Annotated in this window: 21 protein-coding genes and 1 pseudogene; 11 read left to right on the forward strand and 11 right to left on the reverse strand. The window is 65.5% G+C overall.

The window, feature by feature from the left end; genetic code table 11:
• Positions 1-119: 119 nt before the first annotated feature.
• Positions 120-1,829, reverse strand: a complete 1,710-nt coding sequence (gene kstD / locus ABZW96_RS20575) for a 3-oxosteroid 1-dehydrogenase (protein ID WP_355076775.1) — start codon at positions 1,827-1,829, stop codon at positions 120-122.
• Positions 1,830-1,934: 105 nt separating this feature from the next.
• On the opposite strand from kstD, the gene ABZW96_RS20580 reads away from it, so the two are divergent.
• From ABZW96_RS20580 to dmpG, 4 genes are read left to right on the forward strand one after another with little or no spacing between them, the layout of a single operon-like run.
• A complete protein-coding gene (locus ABZW96_RS20580) occupies positions 1,935-3,560 on the forward strand; it encodes an FAD-binding protein (RefSeq protein ID WP_355076777.1) in 1,626 nt (541 codons plus the stop codon).
• Position 3,561: 1 nt separating this feature from the next.
• Entirely contained in the window at positions 3,562-4,347 is a 786-nt protein-coding gene (locus ABZW96_RS20585; protein ID WP_355076778.1) for a 2-keto-4-pentenoate hydratase, read from the forward strand.
• A 10-nt stretch (positions 4,348-4,357) separates the two neighbouring features.
• Positions 4,358-5,266 (forward strand): acetaldehyde dehydrogenase (acetylating), encoded by a 909-nt coding sequence (locus ABZW96_RS20590; RefSeq protein WP_063022250.1) that lies wholly within the window; start codon positions 4,358-4,360, stop codon positions 5,264-5,266.
• A gap of 12 nt (positions 5,267-5,278) precedes the next feature.
• Positions 5,279-6,316: a 4-hydroxy-2-oxovalerate aldolase gene (gene dmpG, locus ABZW96_RS20595; protein ID WP_355076780.1), complete on the forward strand. Its 1,038-nt coding sequence runs from the start codon at positions 5,279-5,281 to the stop codon at positions 6,314-6,316.
• A 102-nt stretch (positions 6,317-6,418) separates the two neighbouring features.
• Here the strand turns inward: dmpG and ABZW96_RS20600 are convergent, their stop codons facing one another.
• Complete coding sequence (locus ABZW96_RS20600; RefSeq protein ID WP_355076782.1) at positions 6,419-6,826, reverse strand: hypothetical protein; 408 nt, start codon at positions 6,824-6,826, stop codon at positions 6,419-6,421.
• 22 nt (positions 6,827-6,848) lie between these two features.
• Complete coding sequence (locus ABZW96_RS20605) at positions 6,849-7,355, reverse strand: hypothetical protein (protein WP_355076783.1); 507 nt, start codon at positions 7,353-7,355, stop codon at positions 6,849-6,851.
• Between the two features lie 182 nt (positions 7,356-7,537).
• Between ABZW96_RS20605 and ABZW96_RS20610 the strand changes: the two are divergent.
• From ABZW96_RS20610 to ABZW96_RS20625, 4 genes and pseudogenes are all read left to right on the forward strand, one after another.
• Positions 7,538-7,744: pseudogene (locus ABZW96_RS20610) on the forward strand (4-hydroxy-2-oxovalerate aldolase); the annotation flags it as partial.
• Positions 7,745-8,263: 519 nt separating this feature from the next.
• On the forward strand, positions 8,264-8,983 hold the full coding sequence (locus tag ABZW96_RS20615; protein WP_355076785.1) for a hypothetical protein: 720 nt from the start codon (positions 8,264-8,266) through the stop codon (positions 8,981-8,983).
• On the forward strand, positions 8,983-9,294 hold the full coding sequence (locus tag ABZW96_RS20620) for a hypothetical protein (RefSeq protein ID WP_355076787.1): 312 nt from the start codon (positions 8,983-8,985) through the stop codon (positions 9,292-9,294). The genes ABZW96_RS20615 and ABZW96_RS20620 overlap by 1 nt, the downstream gene beginning before the upstream one ends.
• 14 nt (positions 9,295-9,308) lie before the next feature.
• A complete protein-coding gene (locus ABZW96_RS20625; protein WP_355076788.1) occupies positions 9,309-10,106 on the forward strand; it encodes a hypothetical protein in 798 nt (265 codons plus the stop codon).
• Between the two features lie 596 nt (positions 10,107-10,702).
• On the opposite strand, the gene ABZW96_RS20630 is transcribed toward ABZW96_RS20625, so the two are convergent.
• Both ABZW96_RS20630 and ABZW96_RS20635 read right to left on the reverse strand, forming a co-directional pair.
• The gene (locus ABZW96_RS20630; RefSeq protein ID WP_355076790.1) at positions 10,703-11,554 is read right to left on the reverse strand and encodes an ATP-grasp domain-containing protein; all 852 of its coding nucleotides are present in this window, start codon (positions 11,552-11,554) and stop codon (positions 10,703-10,705) included.
• An 89-nt stretch (positions 11,555-11,643) separates the two neighbouring features.
• Positions 11,644-12,216, reverse strand: a complete 573-nt coding sequence (locus ABZW96_RS20635) for a YdeI/OmpD-associated family protein (RefSeq protein ID WP_355076792.1) — start codon at positions 12,214-12,216, stop codon at positions 11,644-11,646.
• Between the two features lie 185 nt (positions 12,217-12,401).
• On the opposite strand from ABZW96_RS20635, the gene ABZW96_RS20640 reads away from it, so the two are divergent.
• The 3 genes from ABZW96_RS20640 (at position 12,402) to ABZW96_RS20650 (ending at position 15,025) form a co-directional block, all read left to right on the forward strand.
• The gene (locus tag ABZW96_RS20640; protein WP_355076793.1) at positions 12,402-13,883 is read left to right on the forward strand and encodes an ATP-binding protein; all 1,482 of its coding nucleotides are present in this window, start codon (positions 12,402-12,404) and stop codon (positions 13,881-13,883) included.
• A 57-nt stretch (positions 13,884-13,940) separates the two neighbouring features.
• Positions 13,941-14,798: a 3-hydroxyacyl-CoA dehydrogenase gene (locus ABZW96_RS20645; RefSeq protein WP_355076795.1), complete on the forward strand. Its 858-nt coding sequence runs from the start codon at positions 13,941-13,943 to the stop codon at positions 14,796-14,798.
• 68 nt (positions 14,799-14,866) lie between these two features.
• Positions 14,867-15,025 (forward strand): type II toxin-antitoxin system VapB family antitoxin, encoded by a 159-nt coding sequence (locus ABZW96_RS20650; RefSeq protein WP_355076796.1) that lies wholly within the window; start codon positions 14,867-14,869, stop codon positions 15,023-15,025.
• A 44-nt stretch (positions 15,026-15,069) separates the two neighbouring features.
• On the opposite strand, the gene ABZW96_RS20655 is transcribed toward ABZW96_RS20650, so the two are convergent.
• Genes ABZW96_RS20655 through hsaA form a run of 6 tightly spaced genes read right to left on the reverse strand, consistent with a single transcriptional unit; the run spans position 15,070 to position 19,314 of the window.
• Positions 15,070-15,447, reverse strand: coding sequence for a DUF5615 family PIN-like protein (locus ABZW96_RS20655; RefSeq protein WP_355076798.1), 378 nt, complete (start codon positions 15,445-15,447; stop codon positions 15,070-15,072).
• Positions 15,444-15,716, reverse strand: coding sequence for a DUF433 domain-containing protein (locus ABZW96_RS20660; RefSeq protein WP_245548807.1), 273 nt, complete (start codon positions 15,714-15,716; stop codon positions 15,444-15,446). The genes ABZW96_RS20655 and ABZW96_RS20660 overlap by 4 nt, the downstream gene beginning before the upstream one ends.
• Before the next feature lie 47 nt (positions 15,717-15,763).
• On the reverse strand, positions 15,764-16,336 hold the full coding sequence (gene hsaB / locus ABZW96_RS20665; protein ID WP_355076800.1) for a 3-hydroxy-9,10-secoandrosta-1,3,5(10)-triene-9,17-dione monooxygenase reductase subunit: 573 nt from the start codon (positions 16,334-16,336) through the stop codon (positions 15,764-15,766).
• Between the two features lie 20 nt (positions 16,337-16,356).
• The gene (gene hsaC / locus ABZW96_RS20670; protein WP_355076801.1) at positions 16,357-17,262 is read right to left on the reverse strand and encodes an iron-dependent extradiol dioxygenase HsaC; all 906 of its coding nucleotides are present in this window, start codon (positions 17,260-17,262) and stop codon (positions 16,357-16,359) included.
• Entirely contained in the window at positions 17,262-18,140 is an 879-nt protein-coding gene (gene hsaD, locus ABZW96_RS20675) for a 4,5:9,10-diseco-3-hydroxy-5,9,17-trioxoandrosta-1(10),2-diene-4-oate hydrolase (RefSeq protein ID WP_355076802.1), read from the reverse strand. The genes hsaC and hsaD overlap by 1 nt, the downstream gene beginning before the upstream one ends.
• 10 nt (positions 18,141-18,150) lie before the next feature.
• On the reverse strand, positions 18,151-19,314 hold the full coding sequence (hsaA, locus tag ABZW96_RS20680) for a 3-hydroxy-9,10-secoandrosta-1,3,5(10)-triene-9,17-dione monooxygenase oxygenase subunit (RefSeq protein ID WP_355076804.1): 1,164 nt from the start codon (positions 19,312-19,314) through the stop codon (positions 18,151-18,153).
• Between the last annotated feature and the right edge of the window lie 126 nt (positions 19,315-19,440).

Consider the following 19,440-nt stretch of genomic DNA (forward strand, 5'->3'; position numbering starts at 1 on the left):
CGTGCTCGGCGCCCCAGTTGTAGCCGGGGCGCTCCTTTCGCGGTAGCGGCGGGCTTTGCTTCGGCGAGATGGGCGCGCGGTGCGGGTCGCGTCCAGCGCGACACGCACCGCATCGACCGTCAGGCCTCTGCCGCGGCGACTGCGGGCTGCTCCTTCTTGCGCTTGACGATGTCCAGCACCGCGAGGTAGCCGAAGGCGATCGCGGGGCCGATGGTGGCGCCGGGCCCGGCATACGTGTGGCCCATCACCGGTGTGGAGCAGTTGCCGGAGGCGTACAGCCCCTCGATGACGCTGCCGTCCTCGCGCAGCACCCGCCCGGCGGTGTCGGCCACCAGTCCGCCCTTGGTGCCCAGATCGCCCGGCACGATCTTGGCGGCGTAGTACGGGCCCTCCACCAGCGCGGCCAGGCACGGGTTGGGCCGCACGGTCGGATCGCCGTAGTACCGGTCGTAATGGCTGTCGCCGCGGCCGAAGTCCTCGTCCTTCCCGGTCTCGGCGAAGCCGTTGAAGCGGCTGACGGTCGCGGCCAACTCGTCGGCGGGCACGTCGATCTTGCCTGCCAATTCCTCGATGCTGTCGGCCTTGACGATGAAGTCGTTTTCCATCCACCGGGACGGAAAACGCTGACCGGGCTGTAGCCCGGCGAAGATGTAGCGGTTCCGGTAGCGCTGGTCGAACACCAGCCACGCGGGGATGTTCTCGCCCGGTCCCTCGCCCTGCCCGTACTCGCCGCCGTACATGGTGTGCACCGCCTCGACGTAAGGAGCGGACTCATTTCCGAATCGCTTGCCGTCGGCGTTCACCATGATGCTGCCGGGCAGGTTCCGTTCGGCCAGCGCGAACCACGGTTTGCCGCCCTTGAAGATGGTCGGCCCCCACCAGGCGTCCTCCATGAAACCGATGGCCGCGCCCGCCGCCATGCCCGCTTGGATGCCGTCGCCGGTATTGGCGGCCGCGCCGGTGGTCCACTCGGTGGTGATGGGCTGGCGCTGGTATTTGGTGCGCATTTCCGCGTTGTGCTCGAAACCGCCGCTGCCCAGGACGACGCCGTAGCGGGCGGTGAAGGTGACCGGCTCGCCCTCGTGCAGCGCGTTGACGCCGGTGACGACGCCGTCGGTCACCACGAGGTCGGTCATCGGGGTGTTCAGCAACAGCGGCACGTTCGCGTCCATGAGCCCCTTGCGCATGCCCGCGATGATGGCCTGCCCCATGCCGACGATGTGTTTGCGGGTGAACTTGGCCCAGTAGGTGCGCGCGCCGACGCGCATGGCCCGGAGCATGCCCTTCGGATGCCGCCGAATCAGATTGAGCCGGACGAAGTCGGCCTGCATGACCACCACGTTCAGCGGAGCCTTCGCGTACGGCGGCTCCAGGTTGAACCGCTCGTCGCCGAGGATCTTCGTGTCGAACGGCTTGGGCTCGCACGAGCGCCCCTCGGGCCGCCCGCCCGGCGCTTCGGGATGGTAGTCGGAGTAGCCGGGCACCCACGTCATCTTCAGGGGCGAGTGATCGAGCACGAAGTCCAGCGCTTCGGCCCCGCGATCGATGAAGGTGTCGACCCGTTCGGAGGGGACGACGTCGCCGATGATGCTGTGCAGGTAGGTCCGTGCGTCCTCGCGGTCGTCGGGCCGACCGGACGCGCGCAGCGCCTTGTTGCCCGGGATCCACACGCCGCCGCCGGAGCGCGCGGTCGACCCGCCGTAGTGCGCGGCCTTCTCGATGACCACCACGCTCAGGCCGTTGTGGGCCGCGGTGAGGGCGGCGGTCATGCCGGCGGCGCCGCTGCCGACCACCACCACGTCGTATTCCCGATCAGTCATGTAGAACACGTTATAGAATGGACGCGCCATTGGTCTATGTTGTGTGGCAGAAGACTTGCTCGACGTTCCGTTTGTCGAGGAAACTTGTTTCAGTTTCAGACCGGAGTTAAGAACATGGGCCTCGAATGGGACCTGGCCACCGACGTTGTCGTGGTCGGATACGGCGCCGCGGGGGCGGCGGCCGCGCTGGAAGCGACCGAGGCGGGCGCGCAGGTGCTCGTGCTCGAACGCTTCGCCGGAGGCGGGACGTCGGCGCTGTCGGGCGGCATCATCTACGCGGGCGGCGGCACCTCCGTGCAACGGGAGGCCGGGGTGGAGGACACCCCGGAGGCCATGTACGCCTACCTCGAGCGCGAGGTCGGCGACGCGGTCGCCCCCGAGACGTTGCGCCGGTTCGTCGACGAGAGCCCGGAACTGATCGAGTGGCTGAAGGCGCACGGCGTTCCGTTCGAAGCCTCGCTGTGCCCGTACAAGACTTCCTACCCCAACGACCGCTACTACCTGTACTACTCCGGCAGCGAGATCTCCGGCGCGTTCCGCGACATCCCGCCCGCCCAGCGCGGACATCGGGTGAAGGGAAGGGGCACTTCGGGAAAGAAGCTCACCGGCCCGCTCGCCGCCGCCGCGTCCAGGGCGGGCGTGCGCGTGGAGACCCTCACCCGGGTGACCCGACTGATCACCGACGGCGCGGGCGCGGTGATCGGCGTCGAGTGCCGCACCCTGCGCGACGCGCCCGGCCGGGTCCGCGACCGTTACACCCGCATGGCGAAGGTCGCGGCAAAGCCCGGCATCTACTACCCGCCGCTGCGACGGGCACTGGAACAGCGGCTGGACCTGCTGGAACGCCGGTACGGCAGCACGATCCGGGTCCTCGCGCGGCGCGCAGTGGTGCTCAGCGCGGGCGGGTTCATCGCCAATCGCGAGTTGGTGCGGCAGTACGCGCCCGCCTTCCACGGCGGTCTCGCCCTCGGCACCACCGCCGACGACGGCAGCGGCATCCTGATGGCCGAGCAGGTCGGCGCGGCCGTGGATCACATGGACAACGTCTCCGCATGGCGATTCCTGCTCCCGCCCAGCGCGTTCACCGCGGCGCTGCTGGTGGACGCCGATGGCAGGCGGGTGATCGATGAGACGCGCTACGGCGCCGCGGTCGGCAACAAGCTGATCACCGAGCACGGCGGCAAGGGGTGGCTGCTGGTCGACAACCCACTCATGCACATCGCGATCGGGCAGATCGGCAAGCAAGGAGCCTGGTTCCAGCGCGGGCAGTTCGAGACCATGCGTCGCACCGCGATTCGCGGCGCCACGCTGGAGGCAGCCGCGGCGAAGGCGGGCATCGACCCGGCCGGGCTGCGCGCGACGGTCGACGCGCACAACACCGCGATCGAGACCGGCGCCCCCGATCCGGTCGGGAAACCCGCCGAGTTCACCGAACCGGTCCGTACCGGCCCCTTCTGGTTGTTGGATGTGGGCATCAAACCGAGCCTGACCAACCCGTGCCCCATGCTCACCCTCGGCGGCGTCGTCGTGGACGAGCGCACCGGCGCGGTCAAGACGGCCGAGGGCGCCGACATCCCCGGGCTCTTCGCGGCCGGGCGCACCGCGGTCGGCGTCTGCTCCAAGTCCTACGTCAGCGGGCTGTCGCTGGCCGACTGCGTCTTCTCCGGCCGCAGGGCGGGGCGGTCGGCCGCGGGCGAGCAGGTCTCGGCGCTGGAAAACGCAACAGTGGAAGGAAATTAGCGTGCTGTCCGACGCGGTACGAACCGAACTGGCCGACGAACTCGAGCGCGCCGAGCGCGACCGGGTGGCGATCGATCCGCTGATCGCCCGCCACCCCGACATCGACGTGGTCGACGCCTACGAGATCCAGCTGATCAACATCCGCCGCAGGCTCGACGCGGGCGCGCGCGTGGTCGGGCACAAGGTGGGCCTGTCCTCGAAGGCCATGCAGCAGATGATGGGCGTGGACGAGCCCGACTACGGGCATCTGCTCGCGGAAATGGAAGTCTACGAGGACGTTCCGGTGGAAGCGGGCCGGTATCTGTTCCCCCGGGTCGAGGTGGAGGTCGGGTTCGTGCTCGGCGCCGACCTGCCCGGCGCGGAGTGCACCGAAGAGGACGTGCTCGCCGCCACGGTCGCCTTCGCGCCCGCGATCGAGTTGATCGACTCGCGGATCAAGGACTGGAACATCGGCCTGGCCGACACCATCTCCGACAACGCGTCTTCGGCGGGCTTCGTGCTCGGCGCGCAGCGTGTCGCGCCGAAGGACATCGACATCAAGGCCATCGACGCGGTGCTCACCCGCAACGGCGAGGTGGTCGCCGAGGGCCGCAGCGACGCGGTCCTGGGTGATCCGGTGATCGCGGTGGCCTGGCTGGCGCGCAAGGTCGCGAGCTTCGGTGTCCGGTTGAAGGCAGGTGACATCGTGCTGCCCGGCTCGTGCACCCGCGCCATCGACGCCCGTCCGGGCGATGACTTCCACGCCGAGTTCGCCGGACTCGGCTCCGTCCGTTTGCAATTCACCTAGGGAGGCTGTCGTGTCCAACGGGACCGTCACCGCCGCGATCGTCGGGTCCGGCAACATCAGCACCGATCTGCTCTACAAACTGCTGCGCTCGCAGAAGATCCAGCCGCGTTGGATGATCGGGATCGACCCGGACAGCGAGGGGCTGAAGCGGGCGCGCGGGCTCGGGCTGGAAACCTCGCACGAAGGCGTGGACTGGCTGCTCGGGCAATCCGAACTGCCCGACCTGATCTTCGAGGCGACCTCGGCGTACGTGCACCGCGCCGCCGCGCCGCGCTACGCCGAAGCGGGCATCCGCGCCGTCGACCTCACCCCCGCCGCCGTCGGCCCCGCCGTCGTGCCGCCGGTGAACCTGGGCGCGAATATCGACGCGCCGAACGTCAACATGATCACCTGCGGCGGCCAGGCGACGATCCCGATCGTCGCCGCGGTGTCGCGGGTCGTCCCGGTGCCGTACGCGGAGATCGTCGCGTCGGTGTCGTCGGTCTCCGCGGGCCCCGGCACCCGCGCGAACATCGACGAGTTCACCAAGACCACCAGTCGCGGCGTCGAGACCATCGGCGGGGCGCAGCGCGGCAAGGCCATCATCATCCTGAATCCGGCCGAGCCGCCGATGATCATGCGCGACACCATCTTCTGCGCCATCCCCGACGACGCCGACACCGACGCGATCGCCGACTCGATCCACCGGATGGTCGCCGACATCCAGCAGTACGTGCCCGGCTACCGGCTGCTCAACGAGCCGCAGTTCGACGAGCCCTCGGTGGTCTCCGGCGGCATGGCCAAGGTGTCGGTGTTCGTCGAGGTGGAGGGCGCGGGCGACTTCCTGCCCCCGTACGCGGGCAACCTCGACATCATGACCGCCGCCGCTACGCAGGTCGGCGAGGTCATCGCCGAGCAGATCGTCACGGCCCGGGTGTAAGGAGCTTTCGACATGGCCTACTCAGCAGAACTCGACATCCGCGTCACCGACACCTCGCTGCGCGACGGATCCCACCACAAGCGCCACCAGTTCACCGCCACCGAGGTCCGCGACATCGTGGCCGCGCTGGACGGCGCGGGCGTGCCGGTGATCGAGGTGACCCACGGCGACGGTCTCGGCGGTTCGTCGTTCAACTACGGCTTCTCCAAGACGCCGGAGCAGGAACTGGTCGCCATCGCGGCCGAGACGGCGAAGCGGGCGAAGATCGCCGTGCTGATGCTGCCCGGCGTCGGGGTGAAGGAAGACATCAAGATCTCCCAGGACAACGGCGCGTCCATCTGCCGGATCGCCACGCACTGCACCGAAGCCGACGTGTCCATCCAGCACTTCGGTCTGGCGCGGGAACTCGGACTGGAGACGGTCGGGTTCCTGATGATGTCGCACACCCAGCCGCCGGAGGTGCTCGCCAAGCAGGCGCGCATCATGGCCGATGCCGGCTGCCAGTGCGTCTACATCGTCGACTCGGCCGGTGCGCTGGTGCTCGAGCAGGTTTCCGACCGCGTCGCGGCGCTGGTGGCTGAACTCGGCGACGACGCGCAGGTCGGCTTCCACGGCCACGAGAACCTCGACTTGGCCGTGGCCAACTCGATCTACGCCATCCGCGCGGGCGCCAAGCAGATCGACGGCAGCGCACGGCGTTTCGGCGCGGGCGCGGGAAACACCCCGGTCGAGGCGCTGGTCGGCGTGTGCGACAAGCTGGGCGTGAAGACGGGCATCGACTTCTTCGCCATCGCCGACGCCGCCGAAGACGTCGTCCGCCCCGCCATGCCCCAGGAATGCCTGCTCGATCGCCAGGCCCTGATGATGGGCTACGCCGGCGTCTACTCCAGCTTCCTCAAGCACGCCGAACGGCAAGCCGAGCGCTACGGCGTCTCCGCCGCCGAAATGCTCGTACGGGCCGGCAAGCGCAAGCTGGTCGGCGGCCAGGAGGACCAGCTCATCGACATCGCGCTGGAATTGCAGCGGGAGAAGGCGACCGTCTCCGCCTGAGCGGTCGAACGCAGCGGGCCGCGAACGAAGCTACCGTTCGCGGCCCGATGCGCCCAGAACACCGAATTATGTGTCGGTGGCATCGTCGGCGTGCGGCTCGGCCTAATCAGCGGAGTGTCCTAAATGTCCGTACCGGACGAGATACGCCTTGCCCGCGAGACTTTGCCAACCGCGTTCGGTCGGTTCCAACGACCGCCCACTCGTGGTTGGGTCCTTGGGCCACGGCTCCCGAATATGGATCTGGATATCGTCCTGGAGAATCAGAGCCAGTTCCATCGCGAACTCCTCTGCGGTCGCGCTACCCGGTTCGGTGGGGTCGAGGGCTGCGGCAGTGCCGGCATCAGGCACAGCAATGCGCACCAGAGCCTTCGGCTCGGGGCGCCCGGTCCGTTCGGCGAACCTGCGCCATTTATCGGAAGTTCCGGTTTCTACATGTACCGCAAATCCGAGCGAAGTTTCGATGTCGGAAGCGAGTAGCCTTGCGCCTCGGACGGCGTCATCTATGTCCACGTCCTCTATCCTGCCACGGCTGTTACGGGACGATGAATTCGTTGAGCGGTGTGATGTAGACGGTGCCATCGGGCGCCGTATGGAGGCCGTCCACATGCAGCACGTCGCCGCTCTTCCAGATGTTCTTGCCGTTACGGTAAACCGCCTGTCCAAAATGCAGCATGTCGTCCTTATCTGATTTTTGTATTTTGCTTATCGGCGATTTATTGACGAATAAATGCCACTCGTATTCACCAGGTCGGTGGCTTAAGTCGTTGATGAACCACCACCACGTGTAGTAGCCGATTGGATCGCCATTATATGGCCTAATTTCAGATTTGAGAGTTCCATGCTCGGTCTTCAGCTGATAGTCGAGACATAGTGGAGGCGTAGCCTCTGCGACAGCGGGGAGTGCGACCTGGCCAGCGATGCAGCAGGCAATCGCCATCGCCGACATCGCCAGGGGCCGCCATCGTCGACGAATGCTTATCCTTCCGATGCCGTCGCGGGGTGCTGGTTTGATGCGGCGGCTGATCCCCGAGTTGAGCACGGCTCCAGCGGGTGCTACCACCGCTGGAGCGGGGGTTGTCGAGGTGCGTGAGCTCGACCGAGCGGCGATTTTTTGGAGTCGTCCACAGCGCTTGCGCGGATCACCGGCGAGGTGTCCACGGGACTCGAGCACGCGGGTTCGTTCAGGCGACGGTCAAATCGTCGGGAACAGGTAGCTGTGCGCTAGATCGCCAGGCCCTGATGATGGGCTACGCCGGCGTCTACTCCAGCTTCCTCGAGCACGCCGAGCGCCAAGCCGAGCGCTACGGCGTCTCCGCCGCCGAAATGCTGGTACGGGCGGGCAAGCGCAAGCTGGTGGGCGGTCAGGAGGATCAGCTGATCGACATCGCGCTGGAATTGCAGCGGGAGAAGGCGACCGTCACCGCCTGACCGGGCGAACGCAGCGGGGTCGCGGACGGAGGTTCGCGACCCAGTTCGTCTGCGCTCGAGTAAGGCTCTGCCGGTCGACGGCGGTCGAGTGGGTCGACTACGCGGGGCCGAGAACTGCGGCGACGAAGGAGAGCACGTCCGGCCAAGCGGCGGCGACGATCCCTTCGTGATCGGTGTCGAGCCGTGAAACTCGTATCTCGCCCCGCCAAGCACGTACTGAGCGAGTAGCGCCGGTCCATCGTTGGGGACGACGTGGTCGGTCGTGCCGTGTGTGATCAATAGCAGGCTGCGGTGCCACGAAGTGGTGGACTCGGACCGCTATGGAGCGAACGGTTGGGGAGGCGCACTGCTAAGGTCTCGAATACCAAGGGCGGAGGGGGTTCTCACTGATCGGTATGCAGCACCACCGGCTCGTCAGCCTTTGCGCGATACCCACGTTTCGAAGCCCACCGGATCCAGCACAGTCCGGTGCGGTTGTTTCGAGTCATAGCGAAACATAGATCCCACATGAGGACGACCATGAACGAAGACTTCCTCGATGAACTCGCACGATTCCACGCCTACACCCAAGCGATCTCCGGACTGATGCAGGAAGTCACTCAGGCCGGACCACAGCGCACCACCGGGCGCGACAGCACCGGAACAGTCGAGGCCACCATATCCTCAGTCGGAGAACTGATCGACATCGCCATCGCCGAGAACTGGTCTCGGCACCTGGAACGAGACCAAATCGGGCAGGCGGTAGTGAGCGCGATCAAAGATGTCGAACGCCGGCGCTTCGAAGCGGCTATGACCGCCGCAGTCGACAACGGCACCATCGATCGGCTCGAAGCACTGAGCCTCGATGATGTGACACCCAGTCACCTCGAACTACCGAAGCCACCGCGTTACCCGACAGTCGGAACTACGCAACTGCTCGACGAAACCCTCCAGGCCATCAACGTCGGAACAGTGCTCGAGCCGAAGGAATTCGTCGGCGAAGCCGAAACCGAAGATCAGCTACACGCAGTTATCACTCTGAACAGCAGTGGTATCGCCGACTGCGTAGTCCGACTGCCGTGGGGAATCGACGTCAGCGGCAACGCGATCGCCTGGACGATCAAGCAGGCGCACGGTGAAGCACGTCAGCGACTGCTTGCCGCCGGAACACGTAGCGGTGCAACCGATTTCGACATGCTGAATACCGATGCCATTCAGTCTCTCGCCGCGATACAGAATCGCCCACAAGGAGTGAACTAGTGGCTCCCACAGCACAAGAAATCAAGGTCGCCACCGACACCCTCCGCAAGGACGCAGCGGTCTGGGATCGCGAATCGGCCACCATGTCGAATTTGAAGAGTACGGTCGACGGCCTGACATTCGGCCGCCTCGAAGCCGGAATCTTCCAAGCCATCGTCGATGCCAACAACAAGTTGGCTATCAAGATATCGGAACGCTGCGACCAGGCGTCGAAACGTTTTGCTGAGATCGGAGAAACGCTCATGCATTGCGCAGACACGTACGATGCCGAAGACGCCGCGGGAAAACACCGGATCGACAGTCTCTGGTAAATAGAGGGGTAACAATGTCATTCGATATATCGTCGTACAATTCTGTCGTCGATGGCCTGGAAAAATTCCTTGACGACATCGATGGCAAAGTCAGGGTGGCGATACCACAAGCTGAGCAGGAAGCCCTCGACCTACCGTACGTCAGACTGATTCCGCCCGTTCAGCGCGCAGTCAAAACGTGCGCCGACAAGCTCATCGAAATATGCAAATGGCTATGGGACAAGGTCATCGAAATCATGAAGGGGATTCGTGCCCCGTACGATATGTACCTGCGCAGCCGCGATTGGACCGATGTACGCGATTCCGTATCGAGCATCCAGGGCGAAATCGATCCGAACAACTTGGCGGTAAACCGCGTCTGGAAAGGTGCGGCGCAGTTGGCCTACATGAAGTCGAACACGGCGCAGAGCGCAGCATCGGGCAAAGTCGGCGACATCGCCGACAAGACTAAAACCGTCCTGATCGAGTCGGCCGTGGCAGGGCTTGCCTTCTATGCAGGCCTATTGAGTATCTGCTGGCAGTTCCTTGCGAACCTCGCAGCGGCAATCGCTGCCCTGGCCACCGGAGTAGGGGCGCCCATCAGCCTCGCGGATATCGCAGCCGACTCGGGGATCACCACCGCGCAGATCTGGGTAGCGGTCGGTCTCCTGAGTGCCTTCGTGGGGCAGCAGGCCAGAAGCTTCGGTGACCTCCACTCGGCAGCATCGGATAACAGCAGCTTCCCGGGCGGGAGATGGCCGGATCCGATTTCTTCAACGTTCAGCGACGCGTCGGTCGGCGGCGATAACGAATCCAAGTGGAGGCTGAACTGAGCAAAAAGTATATTGGGCAGCGGTTACCTCCCGAGCAGGAAGCGCTGAAACGTCCCAGCAGTTTAGTCGGACTCGCGATGGTGCCGCTATTCTTCGGTCTATTGCTGATAGTGAGCAGTGTGAGTAGCTCGGCTGTCGCTGGAGGTGTGGCCTCCGCAGTGCTGCTCGGGGTAGCGATCGCTGCGCAACTGGTTGGAATCACTCTCAGTTGGAGGAAACCACCGACCGGTAGGTCGCGAATAGTCGTGAGTTCGGTTTTCATCTGTTCCGGGTCGGCGATTATAGGCCTATTCGTGGCGAGCCTTGCCGCCGGTGTGAATACCTTTCAGGTGTACTATTGCTATCCAATCCTACTGGTGTCCACGGCAATACTCGGCCATCAATGCCTCAATCATCACCGTTATCTATTCCAGAAATCCTCACGAAACGAAGACCGAATCGAATCGGAATGAAGAATGACCTTGTGACTCGCCGATGGTTGTTCTGAGCCACCGTGGTCACAGGGGTAAACGGGTTACGCGCCCAACGGTTGATGTGGCCGTGTGACCGGGTGACCTGCGGATCATCCGGCCCGGCCGACCGGAGCGCTTGTCTGCTCACTGTGAACCAGCGCGAAGGACGGCGAGCAGCTGCTCGGCCGGAATGGTGTGGGGGCGGTCGCTCACTTGGCCGTCACCTAGTTCGACCAAGCGCCAGGCCCCGTCGTCGCGCAACGCGAAGTCGGCTGTCACGAACAGGAGGCCGAGGGCGGCGATGGCGTCTTCGACGGATGTCGGGTCGAACTCGACGTCGGGCATGTCCTCCGGGGTGTCCGGGTGCGGGCCGATCAACCGGCACTTGCCGTCTACCCACCAAGTGCGGACTTCGGCAGACTGGAAACGCTCGAAGCGGCGCAGGACGAATCCGCCGGCCAGGTCTTCGCCGCGGAGTTCACGGAATCTGCTCGCGACCCGCCAGGCGGCGTCCGGGTCCGCCACGTCGGGGATGAACGCCGCTTCGTGCCAGTAGTGCTTCATCGACTTGGTGTAGTCGCGCAGGACGACGGGGCCGGTTCCCAGCTCCCGACGCGCGTGATCGAACGCGGCGCGACCGCTCCCGCTGGTCCATACCGATCGAGGCGTCATCTCGGCGAGTGCGGAATACCACCCCGGCAGCTCGTGCGCCCGCCGGTATTGTTCGGCGCTCGTGCGCAGCGTGACGCCCCGCTGCCGCAAGCTCTGTTCGAACGCGGCGTACTCAGCACTGCGCAACATCCAGCCGCGGTAGACAGCCACCCCGCTGGAACGGATGCGTCGAACGGCCTCCTCGGCGCCGTCGGCGCGGGTCAGCGCGTCGTGATCGACCACGGCGACTTCCCATCCGACGGCACGAGCCGCGTCCGCCTCCGGGGCGAAATGCTCGTCGACGCGTTGGGGGCGAAGTACATCGGCCGGAACAAGAAGCAGCACAACACATATCCTCGCGTCGGCGCACACGATTCCCAACCGATTTTCGCCTCGCCGCTATCGATGATCATCGATGCCGCAGTCGACTTGGACTACGCCGCTGGCTGATTCAACTCATCGAGCATGCGCCGCAGCTGCCCAGCCCGCTCGGCGGAACTCCGTGTCTTCATCAGCCGCAGGAAGTGCGCATACTGCGCGGTGCGGTCGAGCAGTTCGAATCTCTTCCGTGCGCGTGGATTCGCGCTGAGCGCTTCGAGCAAGTCGGCCGGACAGGTGGCGGTCCGCTGGGATTCATAGGCGGCCGCCCAGCGCCCATCGGCCTGCGCGGCGGCGATGGCCGCGAAACCGGGAGCCTGCATGCGACCTGCGGCGACGAGAACTTCGGCTTTGGCGACGTTGATCTGCGACCACGGACTCCTCGGACGGCGCGGCGAGTATCGCTGCAGGTAGTGCTCGGCGTCGAGGCCGCGGCGGTGACTGTCGATCCAGCCGAAGCAGAGCGCGCCGTCGAGCGCCTCCCCGTTGCTGATCGTCCGGTCCGCCGCCCCCTTCTTGGCGATCTTCAGCCAGACATCGGCGTGCCTGTCGTGATTGGCTGCCAGCCACTCCTCCCACTGTGCGACGTCGACACAAGTAAGAATTCTTGTTCCATCGAAGCGACTCACGGTGCCCTCCAAGATGCGGTGATGTCTTTCCACCTCATCCTCCGACCCAAAGTGCTCATCAACTGAGCACTTCACCCTTCGGGTGGCACACGAGCGTGTGGTGGTCCCCGGGATTCGCCGCTCTAATGTGCCAGCTGGTGAGAGTAGTACAGTTATCATAAGTTCACTACTTTTGGGAGGGGCGCGTGCGGAAACCGTCCGACATCTTCGATCGCGACCGGGAATGGGAGGCACTGACCCGGTTCGTCGACGATCCCGCCCCGAGTGCGTCTCTCGGCGTGATCTCGGGTCGACGCAGGCAAGGTAAAAGTTTTCTGCTTGAGGCCGTCTGCGAAGTCGCCGACGGTTTCTACTTCTCCGCGCAGGAGGCCACCGACGCGGAATCGCTCGCCGCCGTCGGGGAGGCGCTCAGCCGCCACCTCGATCTGGTCGCTCCCTTCACCCCGGCGAACTGGGGGCAAGTGATCGATGTGCTGCTTCGCATGGGACGCGAGAAGAACACGCCCGTGGTGATCGATGAGTTTCCCTATCTGGTCAGGGCGAATCCAGCGCTGCCGTCGATCATTCAGGGAGCGTATGCGCCGAGACGAGCCGAGCGCACCGCTTCGCGCACACGGTTGCTGCTCTGTGGTTCGGCGTTGTCTTTTATGGGTGGCCTGCTTTCGGGAAATGCCCCGCTGCGCGGCCGTGCTTCGCTCGAATTGCCCATCGCCACCTTGAATTACCGGCGAGCAGCGGAGTTCTGGGGGATCAGTGACCCTCGGCTGGCCCTGCTCGTGCATTCGGTGGTGGGCGGAACACCGGCGTATCGGACCGAGATGATCCGCTATGACGCGCCCGCGAATCTCGCGGATTTCGATGATTGGGTGGTTCGAGCGATTCTGTCCCCGGGAAGCCCGATGTTCCTGGAGGCGCGGTACCTGCTCGCCGAGGAGCCCGATCTTCGGGACGGCGCCCTCTATCACTCCGTGCTCAACGCCATCGCCACCGGCAACACCGGCCGGGGTGGCATCGCCGGCCACGTCGGCCGCCCGGTGAACACGCTGGCGCACCCCTTGACTGTGCTCGAGGACGCCGGTTTCATCACCCGCGAGGCCGACGCGTTCCGCGCCAACCGCAGCGATTTCCGGATCGCCGAACCGCTGGTCACCTTCTACCACGCGATCATGCGGCCGTTCTGGCCTCAGCTGACCTTGGCCACGGACACCAGCCGTATCTGGCAGCGGGCATCGCATCGGTTCGCCAGCAACGTGATCGGTCCGCACTTCGAGCGAATCTGCCGCGAGTGGGCCATGCTTTTCGCCCAGGAAAGCACCGACCGAAATCGGCTCGGCGACCTTCCGGTGCAGGTTTCGTCCGGCACGGTCAACGATTCGGCGAACCGTACGACACACGAGGTCGACGTCGTCGCGGTCGGTTACGCCGAGGACGGCCGTCCACCGCTGCTCGGCATCGGGGAGGCGAAGTGGAACGAGGTGATGGGCCTCGGCCATCTGGACCGTCTGCGGCGCATCCGCGAACTGATCTCCGCGAGCGGGAAATTCGATGTCACCGGAATGCGCCTGCTCTGCTTCTCCGGCGCGGGATTCAGCGAAGACCTGCAACGGGCCGAGCGCGAAGGCGAGGTCGAGCTGATCGGACTGGATGAACTGTACGGCCGCTCGTAAACGTACGATATCGGCCATCGAGCACCGCCACCATCAACGTCTCGAGAGGAGAGACGAATGACCATCGACATTCGCAAGGTGACCGTCCTGGGCACCGGAGTGCTCGGTTCGCAGATCGCCTTCCAGACGGCCTTCCACGGTTTCGAGGTGACGGCATACGACATCGACGACAAGGCGCTGGCCGCGGCCAGGGAGCGACTCGACAAGCTGGTGGCGGTCTACCGTGAGCAGGTACCCGGCGGCGGGGACGGTAAGGCGGAGCAGACGGCGGCGGGAATCGCGCTGACTTCCGATCTGGCTCGAGCGGCGCAGGACGCGGATCTGGTCATCGAGGCCATTCCCGAGGTGCTGACCATCAAGCAGCAGACGTACGAGAAGCTCGGCCAGGTCGCACCGGAGCGCACCATCTTCGCCACCAACTCCTCCACCCTGCTGCCCAGCGCCATCAAAGACTTCACCGGCCGCCCGGACCGATTTCTCGCGCTGCACTTCGCGAATCAGGTGTGGCACTTCAACACCGCCGAGATCATGGGCACCGCCGACACCGACCCGAACGTGTACCAGGCCGTGGTCGACTTCGCCTCGAAGATCGGCATGGTGCCGATCGAAATCCACAAGGAGAAGGCCGGTTACGTCCTGAACTCGCTGCTGGTGCCGTTGCTCAACGCGGGCATGAACTTGGCGGCGGGCGGCTACGCCGATCCCGAAGCGGTGGACAAGACCTGGCAGATCGGCACCGGCGCACCGGCCGGGCCGTTCCGCATTCTTGACATCATCGGGCTGACCACGCCTTACAACATCCTCGTCAACAACGAGGACGAGGAGTCCCAACGGCTGGCCCAGTGGTTGAAGGAGAACTACATCGACAAGGGAAAGCTCGGCATCGCCACCGGCGAGGGTTTCTACAAGTACTGACCCGCGAGGGCGCCGAGCGCCACGGAATATGGAGGCGTCGAAGTGACAGCACTCATCGGAGGTGTGTCATGACTTGGACCGTAATCGACCTCGATGTCCAGCTGGTGGCTGATGTCTCGAAGGTGCTGGGCACCGGAACGAAAACGGAGACGGTGAACGCGTCGCTTCGTGAGGTGCTGGAGACCCGCCGCCGCGCGCTCGCCCGCACCCGTCTGCAGGATGGGTAGTTTCCGCCGGCCCGGGCCGCTTACCACGGATCGATTCGGCTCGGTCAGCGCTGACCATCTGTTTCGCTGTCGGTATGTCCGACCAACCGGTCACGACCCATCTCCACTACGACGCACGTCTTCAACAGCGGCACGATCTCGCAAAGATGCGCTGTGCACAGCTCGAGCAGCGCCGCGTTGGTGATGTTCCCGGTGGCGATGATAAGCAGCGACCGGGGGGACCCGCGCAGGACATGGCTGACCCAGAAATCACGGTCCTTCGTGACGACCACGCGGTCTTCCCGATCCGCTCGCATCGCGATCTGATGATCCGTAGTGCGATTTCCGAGCAGGAAGTCGGAAGTATGCACCGCATCGTGACCTGCCTCGGACAACAGCACGGCGAGCCGGCGCGGCAGCTGCGCATCGACCAGGAACTTCACGCTGCGTCGAAGGGGATCGTGGTCCGTTGCGCAGTCACCACGGCAGCGTATTCGAGCGCTGCCAGAATGTCCTCGTGTTCTAGATCCGGATAGTCGCCCAAGATCTCATCGGGCCGCATCCCTGAGGCGAGCAGTTCCAGCAGCATCTCGACCGGATACCGCAAACCCCGCACCACGGGCTTGCCGTGGCAAATTTCGGGGTCCGTGGTGATACGGCCTAATAGCGACATGTCTCTACTGTATCCAGTGCCCTCGATCAGCGCGTCCATTGCCGATCGCGGCGCGGGCGAAGGACGCGAGCCGCACCGGATTGCAGCTACAACCAGGTGTCCAGTGTGGTCGTCGTGAGGAAGTGCTCCAGGTCCGCGCGCCACGGGGCCGGTGTGGTCTTCTCCGGTTCGATGGCGGTGTACTGGCCGCGGTAGAAGAGCAGGGGGCGGCCGGTAGTGGTCGATTCGGAGAGGGTCTGGACTCGCCCGATCACGATGTAGTGGTCGCCGCCGTCGATGACGTTGTCCACCTTGCACTCGATGGTGGCCAGCGCTTCGTCCAGCACCGGGAGTTCCAGGTCGGACGTGTGCCATGCCGCGCCGGCGAACTTGTCGGGTTCGCGGGAGCCGAAGCGGGCGCACAGTTCGCGCTGCTGTTCGGCGAGGACGTTCACGCAGAAGCGCCCCGATTTCTCGATCGCCGCCCAGGACCGGGACGCCTTGGTGGGGCAGAACAGCACCAGCGGCGGTTCGAGGGAGAGGGCGGCGAAAGACTGGCACGCGAAGCCGATCGGCACTCCGTCGTCGTCGAAGGTGGTGATCACGGTGATGCCGGTGCAGAACTGCCCCAGCACATTCCGGAACTGCCGTGGATCGATCCCGGATCCGTCCGCGGTCATCGCTTCGCTCGCCCTCTCGGTCACTGCTGCCGTTGCCCGACGGTGAAGTCGTGGCCCCACAGGCTCACCGCGGTCGATTCTCGCGCGATCCAGTCGTGGTCGTCCACTTCCAAGCCCTCGCAGCCGAATTCGACGTCGAATCCGCCCGGCGTCTTCATGTAGAAGGAGAGCATCTTGTCGTTGACGTGCCGTCCGAGCGTCGCCGACATCTTGACCTTCTTGCGCAGCGCCCGGTCCAGGGTCAGGCCGACGTCGTCGGCGTTCTCCACCTCGAGCATCAGATGCACAATGCCGCTCGGCGTCGGCATGGGCAGGAACGCCAGCGAGTGGTGGCGCGGATTGCAGCCGAAGAAGCGCAGCCAGGCGGGCTCGCCGTCGGCCGGGCGACCGACCATCTGCGGTGGCAGCCGCATCGAGTCGCGCAGCCGGAAGCCCAGCACGTCGCGGTAGAACTCCAGCGCCGCTTTGTCGTCCTTGGTGCTCAGCACCACGTGCCCGAGCCCCTGCTCCTCGGTGACGAACCGGTGCCCGTATGGACTGACGACCCGGCGATGCTCCAGCGCCGCGCCGTGGAAAGCCTCGAGCGTGTTGCCGGACGGGTCGTCGAACTTGATCAGCTCGTACACCCGGCGATCGGCCAGTTCGGTGGCCGTGCCCTCCTTGTAGGGCACACCCGCCGCGTCGAGCCGGTCGCGGACGTCCTGCAACTCTTCGGCATTGGCGGTCTCCCAGCCCGAGACCTGTAGCCGGTCCTTCTCGCCGGGAACGATCACCAGCCGGGCCGGGAACTCGTCCATGCGCAAGTACAGCGCTTCGGGGTCGGTGCCCTTGCCCTCGACCATGCCGAGGACCTTCAGGCCGTACTCCCGCCAGGCGGCCATGTCGGTCGCCTCGATACGCAGATATCCCAGTGAGCGGATGCCCATCACTTCTCCTTGACGCCCGCGAGGAAATCGATCGCGAGCCGGTTGAATTCGTGGAACTTCTCCAGCTGTGCCCAGTGCCCGCAGCCACCGAAGACGTGCAGCTGCGCGCGCGGGATCACCTTGGTCGCCACCAGCGCGCCGTCGAGCGGGTTGACCCGGTCCTCCCGGCCCCAGATCAGCAGCACGGGCTGACGCAGTTTGTAGGCGTCGCGCCAGAGCATGCCCTTCTCGAAGTCCGCGCTGGCGAACGACTTGCCCATCGCCCTGGTCGCGGCCAGCGCCTCGGGCGTGCTCGCCGAGGCGAACCGCTCGTCGATCAGCTCCTCGGTGATGAGCGACTGGTCGAAGACCATGATGCGCAGGAACGCCTCCAGGTTCTCCCTGGTCGGCTCGAAATTGAACTTGGAGAGCAGCTTCACGCCCTCGGTCGGGTCGGGCGCGAACAGGTTGGTGCTCAGCCCGCCCGGCCCCATCAGGATCAGCTTCCCGGCCCGGTCCGGGTAGTCCAGTGCGAACCGGACCGCCGCGCCGCCGCCGAGCGAGTTGCCCAGCAGGTGCACCCGGGACGTGATCTCCAAGTGGTCGAGCAGGTCCTTCAGCGCCGAGGCGCTGTGCACGAAGTACTGCGGATGCTCGGTGGGTTTGTCCGAGCGGCCGTAGCCCGGCTGGTCGACCGCGATCACGTGGAAGTGCTCGGCCAGCACCGGGATGTTGCGCGCGAAGTTCGACCAGGAGGACGCGCCAGGCCCGCCGCCGTGCAGTAGGACGATCGTCGGCCCGCTGCCGACGCCCGCCTCGTGGTAGTGCAGCCGCAGATCGGGCCGCACCTGCGCGTAGCGCGAGGTCGATTCGGCGGTGAGTTCCGCGGTAGAGGTCACGGTCGTCCTCCTAGACCATGCCGTCGGTGACGGGCAGGCCGAACTCGTGCGTGCCGTACATCAGGTAGGCGCGCTCGGGATCGTTGGCCGCGTGCACCCGGCCCGCGTGCGCGTCACGCCAGAAGCGTTGCAGCGGTGTGCCGTTGGCCAGTGCGGTGGCGCCGGAGCTCTCGAACAGCTTGTCGATCGCGGCGATCGAGCGGCCGGTGGCGCGCACCTGGTCGCGCCGCGCCCGCACGCGCAGGTCGAACGGGATCTCCTTGCCCGCCGCCAGCAGTGCGTACTCGTCGGCGACGTTGCCCGACAGCTGCCGCCACGCGGCGTCGATGTCGCTGGCGGCCTCCGCGATGCGCACCTTGGCGAACGGGTCCTCCTTGGCCTTCTCGCCCGCGTAGGCCGCGCGCACCCGCTTGCCCTGGTGCTCGACGTGCGCCGCGTAGGCGCCGTAGGCCATGCCGACGATCGGGGTGGAGATTGTGGTGGGATGGATTGTGCCCCAAGGCATCTTGTAGACAGGATCGGTATTCTGCTCCAGACCGGGCGATTTCAGTTCGCTCATGGCACGGAAGCTGAGGAACCGGTGCGAGGGCACGAAGACGTCCTTCACCACGACGGTGTTGGAGCCGGTGCCGCGCAGGCCGACCACGTTCCACACGTCGTCGATGCGGTAGTCGTCGCGCGGGATGAGGAAGCTGCCGAAGTCCACCGGCTTGCCGTCCTTTATCACCGGGCCGCCGAGCACCGCCCAGGTGGCGTGATCGCAGCCGGACGACCAGGCCCACGCGCCGTTGACGAGGTAGCCGCCGTCGACGACCGTGCCCGCGCCCATGGGCGCGTAGGAGGAGGAGATCCGCACTTCGGTGTCCTCGCCCCAGACGTCCTCCTGCGCCTGCTGCGCGAACAGCGCGAGGTGCCAGTTGTGCACGCCGACAATGCCGGCCACCCAGCCGGTGGAGCCGCACGCGCCGGCGATCTTGCGCACGGTGTCGTAGAAGACCACCGGATCGGCGGCGTGACCGCCCCACTGCTTGGGCTGGAGCAACCGGAAGAAGCCGGTCTCCTGCAACGCCTTCATGCTTTCGTCGGGGATGCGCCGCAGGTCCTCGGCCTCCTGTGCGCGTTCGCGCAACGTCGGCAACAGCGCTTCGACCCGTTCGGTCACTTCTTGCGTCATCTCGGGACCTGCTCCTGCCTGGTCGGTTGATGTCCGGAATCTCATTTGCCTCTGAGACTAGAACACGTTCCTATTTATGTCGAGAACCGGTGTTCACCCTCGCGCGGACATGCGCTCATGCAGGAA

Origin of the sequence: Nocardia sp. NPDC004168, from assembly GCF_040610355.1 — a bacterium.
GTDB classification, from domain to species: Bacteria; Actinomycetota; Actinomycetes; order Mycobacteriales; family Mycobacteriaceae; genus Nocardia; species Nocardia sichangensis.